The 19794-nt window shown below is 42.4% G+C and carries 17 protein-coding genes; 7 read left to right on the top strand and 10 right to left on the bottom strand.

Annotation, left to right across the window (positions count from 1 at the left end; genetic code table 11):
* Positions 1–8: 8 nt before the first annotated feature.
* A complete protein-coding gene (gene proB / locus R9C00_06540) occupies positions 9–806 on the top strand; it encodes a glutamate 5-kinase (protein ID WPO37100.1) in 798 nt (265 codons plus the stop codon).
* 62 nt (positions 807–868) lie between these two features.
* Here the strand turns inward: proB and R9C00_06535 are convergent, their stop codons facing one another.
* The 4 genes from R9C00_06535 to R9C00_06520 form a co-directional block, all read right to left on the bottom strand.
* Complete coding sequence (locus R9C00_06535; protein ID WPO37099.1) at positions 869–1648, bottom strand: sulfite exporter TauE/SafE family protein; 780 nt, start codon at positions 1646–1648, stop codon at positions 869–871.
* Between the two features lie 87 nt (positions 1649–1735).
* On the bottom strand, positions 1736–3565 hold the full coding sequence (locus R9C00_06530; GenBank protein ID WPO37098.1) for a hypothetical protein: 1830 nt from the start codon (positions 3563–3565) through the stop codon (positions 1736–1738).
* Positions 3566–3691: 126 nt separating this feature from the next.
* Positions 3692–5209 (bottom strand): NAD(P)-binding protein, encoded by a 1518-nt coding sequence (locus tag R9C00_06525; GenBank protein WPO37097.1) that lies wholly within the window; start codon positions 5207–5209, stop codon positions 3692–3694.
* A gap of 20 nt (positions 5210–5229) precedes the next feature.
* Positions 5230–5808 carry a YceI family protein gene (locus R9C00_06520; protein WPO37096.1) on the bottom strand — a complete coding sequence of 193 codons (579 nt, stop codon included), beginning with the start codon at positions 5806–5808 and terminating at the stop codon, positions 5230–5232.
* A 309-nt stretch (positions 5809–6117) separates the two neighbouring features.
* Between R9C00_06520 and R9C00_06515 the strand changes: the two genes are divergently transcribed.
* From R9C00_06515 to cbiB, 3 genes are all read left to right on the top strand, one after another.
* On the top strand, positions 6118–6990 hold the full coding sequence (locus R9C00_06515) for a carbon-nitrogen hydrolase (GenBank protein ID WPO37095.1): 873 nt from the start codon (positions 6118–6120) through the stop codon (positions 6988–6990).
* Positions 6987–8027: an agmatine deiminase family protein gene (locus R9C00_06510; GenBank protein ID WPO37094.1), complete on the top strand. Its 1041-nt coding sequence runs from the start codon at positions 6987–6989 to the stop codon at positions 8025–8027. The genes R9C00_06515 and R9C00_06510 overlap by 4 nt, the downstream gene beginning before the upstream one ends.
* 103 nt (positions 8028–8130) lie before the next feature.
* Entirely contained in the window at positions 8131–9069 is a 939-nt protein-coding gene (gene cbiB / locus R9C00_06505) for an adenosylcobinamide-phosphate synthase CbiB (GenBank protein ID WPO37093.1), read from the top strand.
* Between the two features lie 3 nt (positions 9070–9072).
* Here cbiB and R9C00_06500 read toward each other — a convergent pair whose 3' ends face one another.
* Both R9C00_06500 and R9C00_06495 read right to left on the bottom strand, forming a co-directional pair.
* Positions 9073–10389 carry a PepSY-associated TM helix domain-containing protein gene (locus tag R9C00_06500; GenBank protein ID WPO37092.1) on the bottom strand — a complete coding sequence of 439 codons (1317 nt, stop codon included), beginning with the start codon at positions 10387–10389 and terminating at the stop codon, positions 9073–9075.
* A gap of 249 nt (positions 10390–10638) precedes the next feature.
* The gene (locus tag R9C00_06495; GenBank protein ID WPO37091.1) at positions 10639–13098 is read right to left on the bottom strand and encodes a TonB-dependent receptor; all 2460 of its coding nucleotides are present in this window, start codon (positions 13096–13098) and stop codon (positions 10639–10641) included.
* A 151-nt stretch (positions 13099–13249) separates the two neighbouring features.
* On the opposite strand from R9C00_06495, the gene R9C00_06490 reads away from it, so the two are divergent.
* Positions 13250–13417, top strand: coding sequence for a hypothetical protein (locus R9C00_06490; GenBank protein WPO37090.1), 168 nt, complete (start codon positions 13250–13252; stop codon positions 13415–13417).
* Positions 13418–13500: 83 nt separating this feature from the next.
* Here the strand turns inward: R9C00_06490 and R9C00_06485 are convergent, their stop codons facing one another.
* Positions 13501–14439, bottom strand: coding sequence for a zinc metalloprotease (locus tag R9C00_06485; protein ID WPO37089.1), 939 nt, complete (start codon positions 14437–14439; stop codon positions 13501–13503).
* Positions 14440–14534: 95 nt separating this feature from the next.
* Entirely contained in the window at positions 14535–14924 is a 390-nt protein-coding gene (locus R9C00_06480) for a hypothetical protein (protein WPO37088.1), read from the bottom strand.
* A gap of 247 nt (positions 14925–15171) precedes the next feature.
* Here R9C00_06480 and R9C00_06475 point away from each other — a divergent pair, with 247 nt between their 5' ends.
* Positions 15172–16878 carry a M61 family peptidase gene (locus tag R9C00_06475; GenBank protein ID WPO37087.1) on the top strand — a complete coding sequence of 569 codons (1707 nt, stop codon included), beginning with the start codon at positions 15172–15174 and terminating at the stop codon, positions 16876–16878.
* A 257-nt stretch (positions 16879–17135) separates the two neighbouring features.
* On the top strand, positions 17136–18494 hold the full coding sequence (locus tag R9C00_06470) for a hypothetical protein (GenBank protein WPO37086.1): 1359 nt from the start codon (positions 17136–17138) through the stop codon (positions 18492–18494).
* Between the two features lie 68 nt (positions 18495–18562).
* On the opposite strand, the gene R9C00_06465 is transcribed toward R9C00_06470, so the two are convergent.
* The gene (locus R9C00_06465) at positions 18563–19069 is read right to left on the bottom strand and encodes an O-acetyl-ADP-ribose deacetylase (protein ID WPO37085.1); all 507 of its coding nucleotides are present in this window, start codon (positions 19067–19069) and stop codon (positions 18563–18565) included.
* Entirely contained in the window at positions 19059–19784 is a 726-nt protein-coding gene (locus tag R9C00_06460) for a DUF2071 domain-containing protein (GenBank protein ID WPO37084.1), read from the bottom strand. Before R9C00_06460 ends, R9C00_06465 begins: the two co-directional genes overlap by 11 nt.
* Positions 19785–19794: the final 10 nt, after the last annotated feature.

Genomic DNA, 19794 nt, shown 5'->3' with positions numbered 1-19794 from the left:
AATTAGATATGCAAGTTGAAAAGCAATATCAAAAAAGAGTTGTAATAAAAGTAGGAACCAATGTGATGACCAACAGGGACAACCGCATTGTAGTACCTATTCTAAAAAAATTAGTCGATCAAATAGCACAGCTTTATGAAGAAAATATCATGTGTATATTGATATCTTCTGGATCGGTTATAGCTGGTAAAGAAATACTTAGCGGAACGAACACTATCGAAGACAATACCATTCGCAGACAGGTTTATTCTGCTGTAGGACAACCCCGAATGATGAGGCATTACTATACCTTATTCCATGATTATGGTATGATATGCGCCCAGATTCTAGCTACCAAACGTGATTTTGCCCCAGGCAAGCACAGAGATAACATGATCAACTGCTACGAAGGGCTTATCAACCAAGGGATCATTCCCATTGCGAATGAGGATGATGCTGTTTCGCTGTCGATGTCCATGTTTAGCGATAATGACGAACTGGCCAGCTTGGTAGCCGAACTTGTAAATGCAAATTCCTTAATCATTTTAACGGATACCGATGGTATTTACGATGGTCACCCTGACGATGAAAACTCGAAAGTGATCAGTACTGTTTCCACCACTCAAGATGTAGAGCAATTTGTCCAGTCTTCGAATAAAAAAGAAGGCGAAGGAAGAGGAGGAATGGAATCAAAAATTAGTGTTGCGAAAAAAGCAGCTGCTAAAAATATTACTACCTACATAGCCAATGGTAAGCGTGAAAACGTCATCATTGATATTGTGCATGGAGAAGATGTAGGTACGCGTATATTTAATAATGAAAGATAGCGTGCCATCTTGCGGCTTTTCATTACAAAAAAGGTGCTTTACAGTAAAGCACCTTTTTCTTTTTAAACCCAACCAACTACCCATTCCCAAACTCCGAACATACGGATGATAGAAACTACTATCATCACAATCAGTACTTTCCGCATCCAAGTAACCGCATTAGGATTGTTGAGGGCAAATTTGCTCGCCGAATAAGACCCAATGGCTTGCCCCACTGCCAACCAAATTCCTAGCTCCCAGTTTACTTGGTCGTTGTAAATAAATATGCAAAGTACGGGAAGAGAGAAAAGTGCCACGGTAAATACTTTCACCGCATTGGACTGCACCATGCTTAGCTTTGTAAGGTAGCTCAGGCCCATCATCAAGAAAATACCAATTCCAGCTTGAATAAAGCCTCCGTAAAAACCGATGGCGGCAAAAATCAGCCATGTAACCCATTTGTTGCCAGCTTCATTGCTTTCGTTGCGTATCTTTTTGTGCGGCTTGAAAATGATGAGCAACAGCATCCCCATCATCATGATCCCAATGATGTACTCCAACCATTTCTCGTTGATATCCACCACCACCATAGCACCGACAATAGCCCCAAGCAAGGCAGGAATGGTATAATGCAAACTACCTGTAATGGTGAATTGCTTACCTTTGTAGAAATTGTACCCACTGATCATACTCTGAACAGAAGTACCAATCCGGTTGGTCCCGTTGGCAATATCGGCGGGCAAACCAGCAAAAATGAGGATGGACAGCGTGATAACCGAGCCGCTCCCGGCAAGTGTATTAATAGCTCCAGCTAATACTCCTGCCAACAGCATAAAAAAATAGTAATACCAATCTAAGTCCATGGGTAGTGAATGTGAATAATAACGGGTTGTAAGTTCTTTTTCCTAATCGCTAAACTACTTCTTGATGCTCATTTCACTAGCTTAATCCTACTTTTTATCAGTTTCACTCTCCCCCAAAATAATCCCCAAGCCTTCCATCAACTTACTCGCACTGAAACTATGGCAAAGCCCTGGGGTGAGTTTGTGATCAAAATGAAGCTTATTGTTTTCAATGGAACTATTGAAACTAAAATTACTGATCTGCTCTGGATACTCCTCTGCAAGTTGGCTTAGCTCCAGGTCGTGGGTAGAAAGCAGCCCAAAGCAAGGTTTCTCCACCAACTGGCTAATCACCGCCCGAACACCATTGTGCCTATCTTTTGAGTTTGTTCCTTTCAGCACCTCGTCCAGTAAATAGAAAACTTCCTCGTTGCCATTAATGACATCGAGAAGTAGCTTTATCCGCTTTAGTTCGGCGTAGAAAGCAGAAGTATGCTCTTCCAGCGAATCTTGAATACGCATGCTGGTAAATACTTGAAACAGGGAAATTTCTACCTGCTTAGCACAAACGGGTGCTCCAGCAAATGCCAGTACCGCATTGATTCCCAAGGTCCTCAAAAAAGTACTTTTCCCCGACATATTTGAGCCTGTGATAATTACAGTTTTGCCATGGCCGCTTAGCTCAAAATTATTGGTCACTCGTTCTTCTCCTATGAGCGGATGCCCCAATTCTTTGGCCTTGAATACATAAGGAGATTCGCTAATAGTAGGAAAACTGTAGTCAGGGTAAGAATAGGTCATAGCAGCAAGGCTATTGAGGGCATCGTATTCGGCGAGGGCATCAAGCCAGCCTACCAGATCTTCCCGATGCCTTTGCTCCCACCTTTCCAAACGGATAGCCCCAATCACTTCAGCTAAAAAAAACAGGTTGGCACTTCCATAGAAAAAAACGTTTTGCCTCGCTTCTAAAAAGTTTAAAGTTCGACTTAGCTTTTTTATTGAAACAGAAGCCTTCACATTTCTATCGGTAAGTTTTTGTTGGATTGCCAAAAGCTTGGGCGAAAGAAACTCCTGACTTTCTATAAGGGTAATCAGCCTTTCCAAGGTCTTAAGAATGTTTGCGCTTTTCCCTGTTTCTACGATCAGGATGGTGACCGGCTTTGCTACCAATCCAAGTACCACCAAGTTGGCAAGCACAGGAGCAGCAATTACAATATTGGGCAAGTCAAATGAAAAATAGGCGATAAGCGCAACCAACATTACTAGGGGCAAAATATAACCCGCTGCCACCAAAATAGGCTTATTGATGATACGGCTAGGTTTGCCAATCCAGTCGCTAAGCAACTTTATCTCTGCAAAACCTGGGCTGGTGAACATACCATTTGCCTGAAATTCTTGCCTAAACTCAAGCTTATTTTTCAGTTCTAAAGTAGCCTCCTGCCGGTCTTTTATCTCCGAAGCATTCGCTTTGCTAAGCAGCCAATCAGCCAACTTCTTATGCCCCGACGCAGTAACCGTTCGGCAAATCAGCTGGAAAAGGGAGCTACTCCCAAAGATGTCCAAATCAATGCTATACGCATGTTTTCTATCAATATACTCTTCGCCCGTATTCTCCAGTTCCCGCAGCCTTCCGTCCAAGCGCTTGCACTCATCCTCGTTAACTTTCACCAAGTTTTCAAAGTATTTCCGCTGAAATGAAATTTGCTGATGCTTGCGAACCATAAGAGCGAACACAACGATCCCAACTCCCAACAAGCCGAAAAAAATGGAAGCATCCCTTTCGCTAGCATAGTAGATAAGTGCAACCAGCCCCGCCAAAAAAAATGAAGCGCGCAGCACCGACCAGAAGTTGTATTTCTTCCGATAGCGATCGGCTTCTTTCCCAAAAGCATCAATATTATGTTTGTATTGGTTTAAAGGATGTTCGTTCATTGTCATGATCAGAGTAAAGTTTCGATGGCTAAATTACGACAACAATCCGAAGGTTCAAATTTGGGGTTTCATTAAAGGTCTATAAGATTTTGAAAACCTGATAGGTTTGAAAATAATATCATATTAACTTAACTACCCCGCCACCAACATCCTCCCCGCCACCAAACCCGAATCCACGGCTTCGAGGAGCAGGGGCAGGCGGTTAACATCCGTGCCTGCATAGACCAAATTAGGGTTGGAACGACGCTGGTTGGGGTCGTTGAGCAAGTAACCGGGCGTGGGGACAGGCATGGCGTGCCCAATCATCTTTACGAAGACTTTTTCCACCATTTCGGCAAATTGTTCGGGAAGGATTTGATAATACTTAGCTATTTGCCCTATAGCTTCTTTGAGCGCTGGCGTAGGATCAGCTTCTAAGGTTTCGAGTGTTTTACGTTCATTAGGTGGAAGGCAAAAATACGCCGAAAGCGTCCTGCCTTTTGCCCCAAACTGCGAAGCAGAATCTACAAACCCCATAAAGCCCCGCTTGCCCGTAAGCAGCTCATTTTGCCAAAAGCCATCCTGTGGCAAGCCTTGCTTCATCGCAAAGTTCATCACTATCCACGGGGAATAAGCGGTGTTGGAAAACAGCGGATAGTCTTGCGGATAAATGTACTTGAGCGCATGTTTTTGCCCTGCATATACCAGTTTTTCTACTTCGTATTTTTTAATAAAACCCTGTTCCAAATCCAGCACCTCTACTTCAAAACCTTTTGCCATAGGGTTGATTTTTTTTACCAAATGCTTCGTGAGCAAACTTTCAGCAGGAAGCTTTTTCATTATTTTTTGGGCAAAATAATAATTCCCTTGGGGAGGGGAAAAAATCTCTGGCTCTACCGTTTCATAGTTTCTCCCAGCATAATAATACGCCCCTGCCAGCGCCGAAACCTCATCAGCTGTTCCACCAAAATCATCAATCATATGATAATCGAGGGCTTGTTTCAATTTTTTTCCAAGGTCTATATTTTGGGAAAGAAATTGAGTAAAGGTTTGTTGGTTGAGATGCTGCCAATGCTCAGGAATCAGGCGGGTGGGCAACATCAATTCACCCACCAACGGATTGAGCAAATTGAACAACTCATCCGTCGCATCGGTTTCGGGCAACACATCGTCTCGATATTCCCCACCATCCAAGCACTGCGATTCTACTCCTGGGCGAATCATGAATTGCCTATCATGAAAATTCCATTCGTTTTTTACCTTGTCGAAATAAAGGATGCCTAGCTCTTCAAAAAAGCCCAACGCTTCTTTACCAAAGTAATGGGGAAATGTAAGTTCATAATGTGCCCCTTGGCAAAACATGCCGCCTTTGTACTCCCCCGCACTGGCGTTCCCACCTAGCTTATCAGAAAGTTCGCAAAGCACTACATCCCTGTTTTTGAGCTGGTAAGCCGCCGACAATCCAGCCATTCCTCCACCTACTATCATTACCTCTTTTCGGATAGTTTCCCCCTGTTCAAATTGCTTTTCCCCAAAGATAAGATGTCCCCTACTCCGATCTGAAATGAGTTCGAAAAGTGGCAAGGGATAATTGGTTTCTTTTGCAGGCTTGCAAGCAGGCAAGGCAAGCAAAGCAGCTGAAGACAGATGTAAAAAAGTTCGACGATCCATGGGGGAAAGTTAAGTAAAGATTAGTTTAATGAGCTAAGCAATAGGGTAAAATCGATTTCTAATTCATCTTCCACTTTTACCAAACCGGCAAGCTTTTGAGGCGGTTTTAAGCCAAAATCTTTGAACCTTACCTTTTTTTTCCCAGCCAAATAAAAAGCCTTTTCATTTTTCCTTTCCACCTCAAACCTGATCTCGTAAGACTTGGATACGCCTACAATGGTGATTTTCACTTCTCCATCTAGCTTATGGTTTTTAAGATTCGACTCTGTAGGTGTATCTAAACTTATAAAATGGAGGATAATCTCGGGATACTTATCTACTTGCAGGGTATTGCGAAAATCTTGGGTAATCAATCTGTTTTGGCAATCGAAACTGGCGGCATCTATCCGCAACTCCGCCTTCTGAAACACAAGCTTTTCTGAGCTTCTTTCAAAGCTCATGTCCAACGTATCTTTCTCGGTTTTACTTGCAATGGCACATGCAAAATCAGCTACATTTGATGTCCCATAAATAGTAATATTACTGGCTTCTTCTACCAACCAATTACGTTGTTGCTGCCCATGGACTATAGCAGCCATAAAGAACAGTGCGGAAAACATTATTCTTTGTTTTGAATACATGTAGGTTTATCTTTTTTAGATCTCAATGAGGAATTTAAGGTACAAATTTTAATCAAACACAACATAAAAACCTGATAATCAGAAAGAAGTTTAGTATTAAAAAAAAGAAGCTCCGTACTTAATCCTCTTTCAAATTTGCATTTATATTTGCGAACTTTTTATCTTGCCCTGCCCTTCAACAAAGGTATCATTATCTCCTAAAAGTGAATTGCCTACTTTGAGAAAATGAACTAGTAGCGGCAACTGCTCTCAAGACATATTTTATATAAGCTTGGTTTAACATCTATCATGACAAAAAATAAGGTAAAAGTGGGCTTGGCACAGCTTTCTTGTGTGAAAGACAAAGCCCAAAACATACAAAAAGCAGAAGAAAAAATAATAGAGCTTGCAAAAGGCGGTGCACAGATCATCTGCCTTCAAGAACTATTTGCATCCCTTTACTTTTGCGATGTAGAAGACTATGACAACTTTCCATTGGCAGAAGCCATTCCCGGTCCTACTACGGATCGGTTTTCGGCTCTTGCCAAAAAGCTAGGTGTGGTCATTATCGCTTCTTTGTTTGAGAAAAGGGCACAGGGAGTCTATCATAATACCACTGCCGTACTTGATGCGGACGGTACTTATCTGGGAAAATACCGCAAAATGCACATACCTGACGACCCTGGTTTTTACGAGAAATTCTACTTCACTCCCGGCGACTTAGGCTACAAAGTTTTTGATACTAAGTTTGCCAAAATAGGCGTGCTTATTTGTTGGGACCAATGGTATCCGGAAGCGGCGCGGATCACCAGCCTAATGGGTGCGGAAATCTTATTTTACCCTACCGCCATCGGCTGGGCAGACAGCCAAGAACAGGAAGTAAACGATGAACAATACAACGCTTGGCAAACCATCCAACGTTCGCATGCCGTGGCCAATGGAGTGCATGTAGTTTCAGTGAACCGTGTGGGCAAAGAAGGACACTTAGGCTTTTGGGGAGGCTCATTTATTTCCAACCCTTTTGGCAAGTTGCTCTACAAAGCCGCTCACGACAAAGAAGAACTACATGTACAAGAGCTTGATTTAACTAAAACAGACACGTACCGAGTTCATTGGCCTTTCTTGCGCGACAGGCGAATTGACTCGTACCAACCTATTACCAAAAGGCTGATCGACGAATGAGAACACCCAGACAATTAGGCTACCGCTTCCCTGCCGAATGGGAAAAACATGAGGCTACATGGCTCAGCTTTCCTCACAACCGAGAGTCGTTTCCCGGAAAAATAGATGCTATTTTCCCAAGCTATTATCAGTTTATAAAAGAGCTGACAAGAGGGGAATTTGTGCGAATAAACGTAACCAGCGAAGCCATGAGAAGAACTGCCATGGCGGAACTTGAAAAAATAAACGCCCCTTTGGATAAAATCCAGTTTTTCCACCACCCAACTAATGATGCTTGGTGTCGCGATCATGGGCCTGCGTTTGTGATAAACCCAACAGCGGAGAACCCAAAGGCGATAGTAAACTGGGGGCACAATGCTTGGGGCGGGAAATATCCCCCTTTCGACCTCGACAATGAAATACCTATGCGTGTTGCCGAAGCCTTTCGCTTTCCCATGTTTGAGCCGAAAATTATCATGGAAGGAGGATCGGTTGATTTCAACGGAGATGGAGCATTGCTCACTACCACCTCTTGCTTGCTAAACAAGAACCGAAACCCCCAGCTAAGTAGGTTCCAAATTGAAAAATTACTTTGCGACTATTATAATGTAGAGCAAATCCTCTGGCTAGGAGAAGGAATAGTGGGCGACGATACGGACGGGCACATCGATGACATTACCCGTTTTGTAGCTTCCGATACGGTGGTAACGGTGGTGGAACACGACAAAGGGGACGAGAACTATCAGCCCTTGCAAGATAACCTTGCCCTGCTTAAGCAGATGCGCCTAAAGAAAGGAAAGCAACTCGAAATCATAGAGCTTCCCATGCCCGATGCCGTAACGTATGAAGGGCAACGTTTGCCAGCTTCCTACGCTAACTTTTACATAGCCAATGCTTCGGTGATAGTGCCTACCTTCAACTGCAAACAAGATGAAATTGCCTTGGAAATTCTTGCCAGTTGTTTTAAAGACAGGGATGTAGTGGGAATAGATTCAACAGATATCATTTGGGGGTTGGGTAGCTTCCATTGCCTCAGCCAACAAGAGCCTGCGGTGTGAGTGCTGGGTGCTAGTTACTGGTTGCTGGTTTTTGTACATATCTCAACTAGGAACTAGCAACCAATCATAAGTAGAATGGGATAAAACCTAGTTACGTAAAAACATGGATGACCTTTTAACCGTACTTATCCCCTTGTGGGTTGGTTATTTTTTGGACTTACTGTTGGGCGATCCGCGCAACTTCCCCCACCCCGTCCGCTGGTTTGGCTGGTGTATTTCCAAAGGCGAGCAGCTGCTCAACCAAAGAAGGTTTCGCTTGGTGAAAGGGGCATTTTTGGCTATTTCCCTTATCATCGTCACCTTCCTAATTTTCTTCCAAGCCGAATATTGGCTGTACCAACTCCACCCGGTACTTGCTTTGGTGTTCAACAGCGTTTTTGTGTTTTTTGGCTTAGCCAATAAAAGCCTTTTGCAGGAAGGGAAAGAGGTTTTTGATACCTTGGAAAAGCAAGGCTTGGATGCGGGACGCAAGCGACTGAGCTGGATTGTGGGAAGAGAAACGGACAAACTCAGCCCTAAGCAAATCCGCATCGCCGTATTCGAATCCCTCTCCGAAAACCTGAGCGATGGGGTAATAGCCCCGCTATTTTTCTACCTACTGGGCGGCGTGCCTGCTCTCATGGCATTCAAGATGATAAGCACCATGGACTCCATGCTGGGCTATCGCAACGAACGCTTCGAGCTTTTTGGAAAAGTAGCGGCCCGCACCGATGACCTCGCCAACTTTTTTCCTGCCCGTATCACGGCTACGCTCATGATTTTGGTGAGCTGGCAAAAGCGAGGGTTGGTTTTCGTAAAAAAATATGCTCGGCTGCACAAAAGCCCCAATGCAGGCTACCCCGAAGCTGCTCTTGCAGGCATTTTAGATTGCCAATTTGGTGGGCCCAATTACTACCACGGCCAGCTAGTTCCCAAGCCTTTTATAGGCACAAACGATCGGGAAATCTCCCATCAAGAAATCAAAAAAGTAGCACGTATCAACCACGGCACTACCTTAGCGATGATGGTGTTGATTTCAGTGGCTATGGGGTTGGTAGTATAATTATCACGCCAATGCTTTTTCCCTCCCCAACTTCTTCTTTCCCCACAACCAGCCTGCTTTTACAAGGTAGCCCACCAGCAAGCTATAAAAAGTGACCACGACTACCAGCGAGGCTATTCCAATTCCCCACACAGCGTGAAGGGCAAAAACTATCGCACAAAAAACCAACATCCCAGCCGACCAGCGGAGCAAAAGGGGCTTTAGCTCTACAAAGCTTGGCTTCTCTTTCCGTTTCTTCTCGGTTCTCTTCAGGTAGATGATAAAGCCGCTGAGGGAAAGGAAGCCCGAAGTGAGGGCAAAAAAGCAGTAGAAAACTTTTAGCCAAATCCCCCCAAAATCACCAAAATGCAGCGGCTCTTGAATGTAAAAAAGTTTGCCCCCAAAACTTCCTTCGGAGATATCGTACTTGAAAAGTTGCCGGAAATCAGCTTTGTCGAACACAAGAGTGTTGCTGAATCGTTCTTGGATTTTGCCGGGCACATCACCCAGTACTTTTATAGTCCGCTCGCCATTGGTAGAAGGACGAATTCGGGTTGGAACTAATTCGGGAAAGCTTGCCTTGGTCGCTTCCAACACAGCATCGTAATCAAAAGAATAAGCCAGATCACTTGCCTTGTCCAATGGTTTTTCTGCTACTTTATAGGAGTTGGGGCGTTCGATATCCAGCCATTTTTGGAGGTACGGTTGAAGCCCGAGCCAGCTACCGGTGATCGCAATTACTAAATTGAACGCTAGTGCGGTGATGCCGATGAGCTTGTGAAGATCGGCTTGCATCATCCGTAGGTTCTTTCTTCTTATTGACCAAAAAGAGCGGTTTTTCATGAATTTCCCATAAATAAGGAAACCCGTGATGGTGGAAATGAGCAGGGCAATTCCGGCTAAGCCGACAATTTGCCGACCGTAAAAGTTCTCATAAAACCGCACATGGAGGTTGCGCAGGTAATAGTAAAAGGAAGTGTAATAATTCCGTTCGCCAAGGACATCGCCTGTGTAGGGATCTACAAAAACTTCCCAAAATATGGGAAATAAACGGCTTTTTTCTTTGGCAAAGAAACGGATGTTCCAAGTACCATTTTCAACTTTTGGCAACTCCACTTCGAACAAAGCCAAGTCTGGATGAGCAGCAATTTCCCTTTCAACCACTTCGGTCATGTTCACCTTTTCCCCGCTGATCTCCACTTTGCGCAAGTACGGATTGATGCCCAAGTCTATTTCATCCCTAAAAAGAGCAACCGCTCCCGTCAGGCTCAAAAAGGCAATGATCACTCCTGAGTAAAGCCCTACCCAGCTATGGATTTTCCACAACAATTTGTTGTTCATTATTGATTTGTTATTTGGGTAAAATGCTAGAAAGTTTATATGACTACGGTTGCTTGTTTCTAATTACTGGCTGCTGAAAAAATCAAAGAAAATTCATTGTAAAAACACTGATAAACAATTTGTACAAACCAATTACCAAGATTTTTTAATCTAGTTTTAATTATCCAGTAACGAGAAACAAGCAACCTGCAACCATTCAAAAGTGAGCGTTAACTCAAAAAGGAATCAAAAAATGTTAGAGAAAACCCTTTAAAAAGTATACGCAATCGTAGTCATTACATTTCGGGGCGAACCCGGAAATGCCCTAAGGTAATCGTAACCTCCTACCCAATGGGTTTTGTCAAATACATTATTGATGTTTAGCTGTACCTGAAACTTCTCCAGTTTGTAGTACACGGCAGCATCCACTAGTTGATAACTTGGAAACACGGGAGGTGTATCGGTACTTACGATGGATCCATAACGCTCGTCCACATAGTTGGCTCCCAGTCCAAAACCAAGTCCTCTCAATGAACCTTTGCCGAAGATATATTTGGTCCAAATGTTGGCTGTATGCTTCGGTGCGTTTGGCTTTTGCCTGCCAATTTCCGTTTCAGTATCGCTTTGGGTAATGGTGGCATCGTTGAATGAGTAACTAGCCACTACACTCCAATTGGGCAAAATACTTCCAGCTATATCAAGCTCGACTCCTTTGGATACTTCTTCACCAATTTGCACTTGTAAATCAGCATTATTAGGATCATTTGCTGGGTACAGCGCTCCATTGTCGGTAAGATGGAAGATTGCCATGCTCGTACTTAATTTTCCCTCAAACCACTCTGACTTTAACCCAGCTTCAAAAAGTTCACTGGTGAGCGGGTCGAAAGGACCACCCGCATTCGGGTCATTTACCACACTAGCTGTTTGTGGCTGGAATCCTCTCACCCAAGTACCGTACACATTGAGTTGTGGGGTGAGCGAATAAACTAAACCTAACCTTGGGATAAGCGCATCTTGTTCTACAGATTCTTCTTGTTCAGACTTGAAATTAAGCACATCGTTGTAGAACTCTTGCCTCAAACCAAGCAATACTTGCAATTTGCCAATTTTTACTTGGTTCTGAATGTAAATACCATTCGAATAAAGCTTGCTTTGAGCATAAATTCGTGTGGTATAAAAGTACTTCGACAGCTCTCTTATCTGGTTGGCAAATGGGTCGGTCAGGTCAAAATGCGGTACATTGGGAATAGGATTACCGTCAGAATCTAGCGCATAATTTTCTGGCTTACTTGCATCAAAAGAGTTGATCGCCCCTGTTTTATCTGCGTTGAGATATCCCCTTGCTTCTAATTGAGAGCCTCCTGGCTCCAATACTTGTTGGAAGTAATCCCAGCCAACGAGCAAGCTGTTTTCAACTCTCCCAATGTTGAAGTTATAGTTAAAATAGTTATTAAAGTTATCGTTGTTCCATTTTCTTTCTCTGATAAACACCCTCATTTCTACCTTTTCTGGATCGCGGCTACCATCGCCCAACGAGGCAAACGTGTTGGCAGTTCTATGCTCTTGCAAATCTTCTCGGTAGCTAGAACGCATGTAAATGCTGTTGAAACTCAGCTTGTCAGAGAACTTGTGGTTGAGAGAAACTGTGACATTCACATTTTCCTCTTTGAGGTAATCGTTCATAGCGCTGAGCGACTTAGAAATAGGTGCTGAATACAAATCACCATCACCAAAAACTGCCTGCCCCCGATCCAGCCTACCATCCGAACCCTGATATACCAAGTCTATGTTCAATCGTGTTTTTTCGGTAGGTAAGAAAGAGAAAGAAGGGGCAACTACGAGGTTTTTATCGTATTGCAAATCCCTGAAACTGCCCGAATTTTCGTAGCCAAGGTTGAGGCGGTAAAGTAAGGTTTTATCCTCCGTCATTGCCCCCGTAAAATCCGCTAGGGTTCTGAAAGTATTGAAACTTCCTACCGTTGCGCTGATGGATTGCCTTTGCTCAGCCAGTGGCTTTTTGGTCACACGATTGATGGTTCCTCCAGCCGAAGCATTTCCGAAAAGTGCCGAAGCTGGTCCTTTCATTACCTCTACCCGCTCTATGTGCGGAATAAGCTGTTGCTTCCAAAAACTGGTAAAAGCCCTCATTCCATTCGTCAAATTCCCCGAACTTCTTTGGCCCTGAATCCGATGTCCTCGTATTGTTATGTCATTATAAAAAGAAAATTGATTTACCCCGCTTATATTTTTCACCACATCATTTACCCGAAAAGCTCCTTGGTCTAAGGCCAGCTCTTTGGTAACATAACCAATGGATTGAGGGACATCGATCAGTGCTGTACCTGACTTTGTTCCAATAAATGAGCGAGTATTTTTATAACTGGTTTCATCCCTGCCAATGATTTCAACAGATTGCAAATACCGGGCATCTGCTACGATGGAGAAGTCGATTGTAGTCGTTTGACCTGCACTGATTGCTACAACTTGCTTTGCTCCTTGGTAGCCAATGGCACTGACTAACACCGTTTGCTTCCCAGTAGTTACGTTTTTGATAATGAATTTCCCTTCATCATCGGTTGAAGATCCCGAAGTTCTTCCTTCCAAATATACATTGGCAAATGCGACAGGCTGCCCTTTTTGATTAATGACTTTCCCTGTTAGGGTTCCATATTGCCCAAAAAGACTCGGGCTAGCCATGAGTAGTAATGTGAATAGTAGTATAGTTTTCATGTTTTTATTTAGACTAATTAAAAATAAAATGCAAAGATATCCTTGTGTTCTCCATATATGCAAGACAAAGTCTTTTTTATTTAGATTTATTCTAATTAAAAATAAAATTATGCATATTTGCCATGCATTACGAATACAAATAAGAATTGAAATGACATTTGACAGACCTATATTGATCAAAGGAAACGGCATTAGCCTACTAAGCGATACAGAGTTTATACCAGAAGAACTTTCTTGCGATGTAACCTTCAAAAAGAAAAAGTGCTGTAAAAAATATAAGCGCAAAGGCAAAAACTGTAGTAGTTGCCCTAGGTTGTAATATAGCTTTCTAATAAAATATAAAAGCCTAAAGTTCAGCTATATCACTAAATTTCAGGCTTTTCCTTTTCTAAAATCAATCTTTTATTCAGCTTTACTTTTCCTAGAATTGAGGTAAAGCTCCCTCCTAGCACCGCCTTTATCAAAAAGGGACCTCATTCTTTTCTTCTGACCTTTGGTAAACATAAACATGGCATCATCATGGACATAATCCATATAATTCATAAACAAGTCACTACTTCCGCACGACATCTTCGGATAGGTAGGCCTTCCTTGGTATTGAGCGTATTGTGGGGGCGTATCAGCTACAGAATCTGTTGATGCACAATCACTGTCCTTAGCAAAGATGTGGAGTAAATGTAGCCAATGTCCAATTTCATGGGTAGCCGTCCTGCCAAGGTTGTTTGTTTCACTCAAAGGTGGAAGCGTACCCACTACCCTAGGTTCTAATACAACACCGTCAATTCTTGGGTCACTGCCAGGGAAATTAGCATAGCCTCCAAGCAAAACCTTTCCACTGCGAGACGTCATATCCCCTATCCATATATTAAGGTATTTGTCATTGGGCCATGCATCCTGTCCACCTTTGTCGGCAAAATAAAGCGCTAAATCTTCAATGGGCACACTATCATCCAAAGATCTGCCATCAAACCCTGAAACAGTACTCTCTGTTCGTATTATCCCTGTTGTTGCTTTTCCATCAGGACCTTCCGTAGCAAGGTGAAACTCAATACCCACATCGGCAACCAAATCCATAAACTCATCAGGAGTCTTGAGGTAATCTGGGTTCTTTTTCCTATAGTCTCTGTTCAACACATCTATTTGAGATTGGATTTTTTCATCGCTAATCTCAAAAGGACTTGGAGCATAGTTGACAACATGAACTACCACAGGGATGCGAATAATTTCATTTTCTGGTACGGCATCTGGTACATCGAGCTTAGGATCAATATCATCATTCTGCTCACAAGAAAAGAGAATAGCTATTAGTGTTAAATAAAGAAATAAAAAATTGAGTTTCATTATTGGCTGAGAGTTTAGCGGTTTTAAAGTAATATATTATTCATATTTCAAGATGTTATAGCAAACAAATAACGATATCTAACCTGACCCCTTTTTCAATATGAGGGTTGCTTGACATAGGTAAAAAATAAGGCGGTAAGTGAATCAGAAACAAATTCAAAATCGCTTGAAACCACATTTTTGCCTTTATCTAATTCTCCTACATTTATTCCTATGAAAGAATCTTCAAACCCTGGGTAGGCAAGAGTAATTGCAAACGTATATTTGTTCCCAACAATATATTCATCAACTTTGGATTGGGGTTTAACATCAATGGTTAAGAAAGTACCTTCAATGTCCCCATTTTCTGTTAGTTGTTTTGAATAAAGAATCTTTCCTTTTTCATACAAGATTTCAGTTCTAAGTTTTCCATCTGGGAAATATTCATAGTAATAACCTTCATATTGACCTTTTTCGTTGAAGAAATTGTCTAAATTAAAAAACACTCAAAATGAGCAACTTAGGAAAGTCTTACAATCTTAAGCTATCTATCATTTATGAGTGTTTTGACCAAAGGTGCAATAATCAAGGAGATCCTTCCCCATTTGAACTATGGAAAAAAAAGGCCGAAACTATCTGAGGACAAGCGAATAGGTTGTCTGGGAGTTTTTTCTAGTATAACCCTCCCAAAACTATTCTTGCAATCCAACTAAATAAATGAGAACTTAGGGCTATAGACTTAGCCTAACTCATATGCACTATCAAGTATCTTATCGGTTTCCCCACAAACAGTTTATCGACCTTGAGTTTACTATAGAAAAGGTAACAGGAAAGTTCCTCGAACTTCAGCTCCCCGCATGGCGACCTGGTAGGTACGAGCTTCAAAACTTTGCCCAAAACATTCGCTCCTTTTCAGCTCAAGACGGTAGCGGATTACCGCTTTCGGTGCAAAAAGTGAAGAAAGACCGGTGGAGAGTGGAAACCTCTGGTGCAAGAAGAATAGTGATACGATACAGCTACTACGCCAGCCAAATGGATGCCGGAGGAAGTTGGCTCGATGAAAATCAGCTTTACATCAACTGGGTAAACTGTACCCTTGCCGTGGTTGGCAGGGAAAAAGAAGCCTACACCGTAAGGCTCGATGTACCTGACAATTATACCATAGCCACTAGCCTGAAAGTGAAGGGGAAAAAGCTAAAGGCGGCAAGCTATTACGAATTGGTAGATTCGCCAGTGATTGCCAGCCCCACTTTATTGCACCACCAGTTTGAGGAAAGCAGTTGCGAGTTCCATATTTGGATACAGGGCAACTGCAAGCCCGACTGGGTGAAAATGGAAAATGAGTTCAGGGCATTTACCCAAGTACAAGTAGCATTATTCGAAGAGTTCCCAACCAAAGAATACCATTACCTCTTCCAAATACTACCTTACAAGCACTACCATGGAGTGGAGCATGCGCACTCCACTGTTATCACTTTGGGTCCGGCAGAACAGTTTCACGACCCAAAACTGTACGATGAACTTTTGGGCGTAAGCTCCCACGAACTTTTCCACACATGGAACGTGACCCGCATTCGCCCAGCGCAGATGGTGCCTTACGATTTTAGCAAGGAAAACTATTTCCAAACTGGCTTTATAGCCGAAGGAGTAACGACCTATTACGGCGACCTCATGCTTAAGCGCAGCGGTGTTTTTAGCCAAGAGCGCTACTTCAAAGAACTGAACAAGCTCTTCAAAAGGCATTTTGAAAACTACGGGCGCTTCAATATGTCCTTGGCAGACTCCTCCACCGACCTTTGGCTGGACGGCTACAAACTGGGCATCCCCAACCGAAAGGTTTCCATCTACGTGAAAGGGGCGATAGTTGCTATGTTACTCGACTTGGAACTCCGCCAAAAGACTAACAACCAAAAAAGCCTTGATGATGTGATGAGGCTAATGTGGGAAGAATTTGGCTCGGGAAAAAAAGGTTACCGAACCGACGACTATATCCGCATGGTAAATACCATAGCGGGCAGGGACATGGAAAAATACTTTGAAGCCTATATTTTTGGAACTACGCCCGTAGAAGAGCGACTCCAAGAATTGCTTAAAAATGTAGGGTGCGAATTCAAAAAGGCACTTCCCGAATCAGCTTTGGAAAAAGATTTTGGTATGAAGCTGAAGAAAGAAAATGGTGTCCACAAAATAGCCAAAATTGCCACTGGTTCGCCAGCGGATTCCTATTTATGCATCAACGATGAACTTGTTTCCATTAACGGGATCAAGATTACAAGTTCTCCCGACGCCCTAGTTGCCCTTTCAGAGCCAAAGCTCCAAATAGCTTTTTTCCGAAACAACGAACTGTACACTTGTGCCCTCCAATCCGATAGCCGGCATTACTTCCATACGTATGAAATTTCTCTAAAAGACAAACTTTCCGAAAAAGAACAAAAACACCTTTCAGCTTGGCTAGGCTAAACAAAATACTTATTTATAACAACGTAGGTAAAATACCAAATTTACAATTTAAGGATAATACTTGGCTATACATATAGTGCTATTTTCCCAACGCTTTCTACGTCACTATTATATAATATTATTAAACGCAACGAGTTAAGTATTTGATAAGGTGTGCTATTGCCAATCTGTAAAAGGCAGGCAATTCCGTTTATATCAAATATTTGTAAAACATTAAATTGACTACGAGCAAGTTAGCAGGTCTTAAATCAATTATTATGAGAAAAAATAGAATCCTTAACCTAACCATTTGGTTGTTGTTTTTGACTAGCCTAGCCTATGGTCAGGGCGAGCAAAAAGCAGGACAGCCCTCCAAAACGGTAGAAGCCGCAAAAACTTTTATCAAAAAAGGGGACATGATGATGAAGGCAAAGCAGTTTGAAAAAGCTATTTTGGAATATGATTATGCACTTGCCATTAGCGATACCTTCCACCGAGCGTACTTCTCAAAAGGCATGGCTTATTTTTCTATGAAAAAACTGGAAGACGCTACCTCCAACCTTGAAAAAACCGTAAGCTTAAAACCTGATATGATGCAAGCCTATGGAGCTTTGGTAAAATGCTATACCGTTGCCAAAAAAGAAGACAAGGTAATAGGGGTGATGAAAAGAATGGCCGAAAACGAACCAGATCCTAAAAAGAAAATAGAAAGTTATTCTCGCCTTTCGCAATTTTATATTAGTAAGCAGCTCTATAGCGATGCTAAAGAATATGCAACAGAAGCATTGAAAATAGACAAAACGAATATTGATGCATTGTATAATAATGCCGTAGTTGCCAATGCACTTGGCGATTACCAAACAGCCATCAATAACATGGAATCGGCCACAAGCACAGTGAATAGCAGCGACCCTAAGGTAACGGCCAAGCTGTATTTTGAGCTAGGTTATGCCTATCATAAAGCCAAAGATTTTGATAAGAGTGATGCAGCACTTGAAAAAGCTGACTTTGGTCCATTTAAATCTAAAATAGCAAAATTAAGACCTAGCTATTATTTTAACATTGCCAATAGCTATACCATGGTTCATGACTTTGAAAATGCGTCTAAGATGCTTGACGAAGCGTTGTCTATTGATCCTAAAATGTCGTCAGCAAACCAATTACTAGCCGACATTTCTGTAAAAACAGAAAACTTCCCCCAAAAAGCCGTAGACCTGTACAAAAAAGCGATAGAAGGTGAGGAAGATCCTAAAAAACAAGTGGCACTTTACGATAAGGCGATAGAGCTTTTGCTCAACGCAAAAAAATATGCCGAAGTAGTGAAGCTTTCTGATGAGTGCCTCTCTAAGGTGAGCAATGCAAGAAATATCCTTTTCATGAAAAGTATTAGCCTTTATAAAATGGGTAAAAATGAGCAGGCGATTGCTATAGTAGAGCAATTGCTTAAAGATGCGAACTTAAGCCCCATAGAAACAGTAAAATACAACTTTATGGCTGGAGTGGTTTATGTGAATATGGACACCTTCGACAAAGCAAGAGAAGCGTTCATGAAATCAGGTAAAGGGCCGTTTGCGCAGGTTTCGCAGTACGAAATGGAGCTAGCCCAAACAAAAATGCTCAAAGCCAAAGCGGACTAAGCTGGATAACACCGAATTATATTAAGTTTGAAGACCACGCTTTGGCGTGGTCTTTTTTGTTCTTAACACTAAGCCAAAGCCTTTTGATAAAGCGAGTAATTCTCGTTATCAAAACAAACAAAAACTACTTGTTGTATATGCTTGCTGGTTTCCAAAAAAGTCACAACAGTTTTCATCGCTATCTGAGCAGCTAGGTGTTTGGGGAAATGGTAAATTCCTGTACTAATGTTGGGAAATGCAATAGAGCTCAACCCATTCTCTTCTGCTAACTGCAAAGAATTTCGGTAGGCAGCTTCCAACAGTGCCGGCTCGTTTCGCTCCCCTCCTTTCCAAACTGGCCCTACTGTGTGGATAACATGCTTGGCTGGCAAATTATATCCTTTTGTGATTTTAGCTTCACCCGTTGGGCAGCCGTTGAGCAAGCGGCACTCTTCCAAAAGCTCTCCCCCTGCTGCCCGATGGATAGCGCCATCTACTCCTCCTCCACCTAGCAATGAACTATTTGCCGCATTCACGATTGCATCGGTGGTTTGCTTCGTCAAATCACCTTGCACTAAGTTGATTTTAGAATTCATTTCTCAAGGTATTTAATCCTATCCATTCGTGATGGATATCTTTCATTAAAAGAGCATTATCAAATTTTATAGAGCCTTTCGGGAAAATAGCTTCATTTTCAAAAAAACTAGACCGAACTTCTTCTACGTCCAACAAGGAAACTTTCCAATTCGGCACGTTGAGTTCTAGCCCATCAAAACACTCCTCACTTTTCTTGGGGGAGTAGCCTACTGCGCCATTTTCAAAAAAAGCTGAAACGTTTGGCAAATCATCAAAAATGCTTTCCTCATTCCATTCCTCGGTCTCTTTTGCTTTGATGTACAAACTTGTTGCATCATCGCTTTTAAAACCAACTTGGTAAGCCCCATCTTGTTCTTTAACAGCAAACTGGGCTAAGTGGTGCGTACCGGGGAAAATGGTGCCTCCAGCTAGGGAATTCAGCTTTGATGAAGTATCTCGCCTTGGAATATACACCCCTTCTTTTACTTCGCCCTTCTCTACCCATTCTACGGCAATCCGATGCGCCCCATTTTCCGAAGAAATGCCGAATAGTTTTGGTAAGCCCTTGGGTCTGATTTCTTTTAGCCTAATAAGGCAAATCCCGGCAACACCTTTTCCTTTCACCAATTTTGGTTTGAAAGGTTTGGGCAAATAAGCTTCCAACACATCTGGTTCAACTTGATAATTGATCAGGATTCTTCTATCAATTATTCCTTTTATTCGAGGGATTTTCATAGAGAAACTA

Source organism: Flammeovirgaceae bacterium SG7u.111 (genome assembly GCA_034044135.1).
Lineage (GTDB): Bacteria > Bacteroidota > Bacteroidia > Cytophagales > Flammeovirgaceae.
Note: the sequence above shows the minus strand (reverse complement) of the source record. Positions and strands in the feature narration are given on the sequence as shown.

What these genes read in the sequence shown, in the direction of transcription:
- proB (WPO37100.1), top strand. Translation starts at nt 9, where the DNA reads ATGCAAGTTGAAAAGCAATATCAAAAAAGAGTTGTAATAAAAGTAGGA.
- R9C00_06530 (WPO37098.1), bottom strand. Translation starts at nt 3,565, where the DNA reads ATGACAATGAACGAACATCCTTTAAACCAATACAAACATAATATTGAT.
- R9C00_06470 (WPO37086.1), top strand. Translation starts at nt 17,136, where the DNA reads ATGAGAAAAAATAGAATCCTTAACCTAACCATTTGGTTGTTGTTTTTG.
- R9C00_06495 (WPO37091.1), bottom strand. Translation starts at nt 13,098, where the DNA reads ATGAAAACTATACTACTATTCACATTACTACTCATGGCTAGCCCGAGT.
- cbiB (WPO37093.1), top strand. Translation starts at nt 8,131, where the DNA reads ATGGATGACCTTTTAACCGTACTTATCCCCTTGTGGGTTGGTTATTTT.
- R9C00_06525 (WPO37097.1), bottom strand. Translation starts at nt 5,209, where the DNA reads ATGGATCGTCGAACTTTTTTACATCTGTCTTCAGCTGCTTTGCTTGCC.
- R9C00_06465 (WPO37085.1), bottom strand. Translation starts at nt 19,069, where the DNA reads ATGAATTCTAAAATCAACTTAGTGCAAGGTGATTTGACGAAGCAAACC.
- R9C00_06515 (WPO37095.1), top strand. Translation starts at nt 6,118, where the DNA reads ATGACAAAAAATAAGGTAAAAGTGGGCTTGGCACAGCTTTCTTGTGTG.
- R9C00_06490 (WPO37090.1), top strand. Translation starts at nt 13,250, where the DNA reads ATGACATTTGACAGACCTATATTGATCAAAGGAAACGGCATTAGCCTA.
- R9C00_06485 (WPO37089.1), bottom strand. Translation starts at nt 14,439, where the DNA reads ATGAAACTCAATTTTTTATTTCTTTATTTAACACTAATAGCTATTCTC.
- R9C00_06500 (WPO37092.1), bottom strand. Translation starts at nt 10,389, where the DNA reads ATGAACAACAAATTGTTGTGGAAAATCCATAGCTGGGTAGGGCTTTAC.
- R9C00_06535 (WPO37099.1), bottom strand. Translation starts at nt 1,648, where the DNA reads ATGGACTTAGATTGGTATTACTATTTTTTTATGCTGTTGGCAGGAGTA.
- R9C00_06520 (WPO37096.1), bottom strand. Translation starts at nt 5,808, where the DNA reads ATGTTTTCCGCACTGTTCTTTATGGCTGCTATAGTCCATGGGCAGCAA.
- R9C00_06460 (WPO37084.1), bottom strand. Translation starts at nt 19,784, where the DNA reads ATGAAAATCCCTCGAATAAAAGGAATAATTGATAGAAGAATCCTGATC.
- R9C00_06510 (WPO37094.1), top strand. Translation starts at nt 6,987, where the DNA reads ATGAGAACACCCAGACAATTAGGCTACCGCTTCCCTGCCGAATGGGAA.
- R9C00_06475 (WPO37087.1), top strand. Translation starts at nt 15,172, where the DNA reads ATGCACTATCAAGTATCTTATCGGTTTCCCCACAAACAGTTTATCGAC.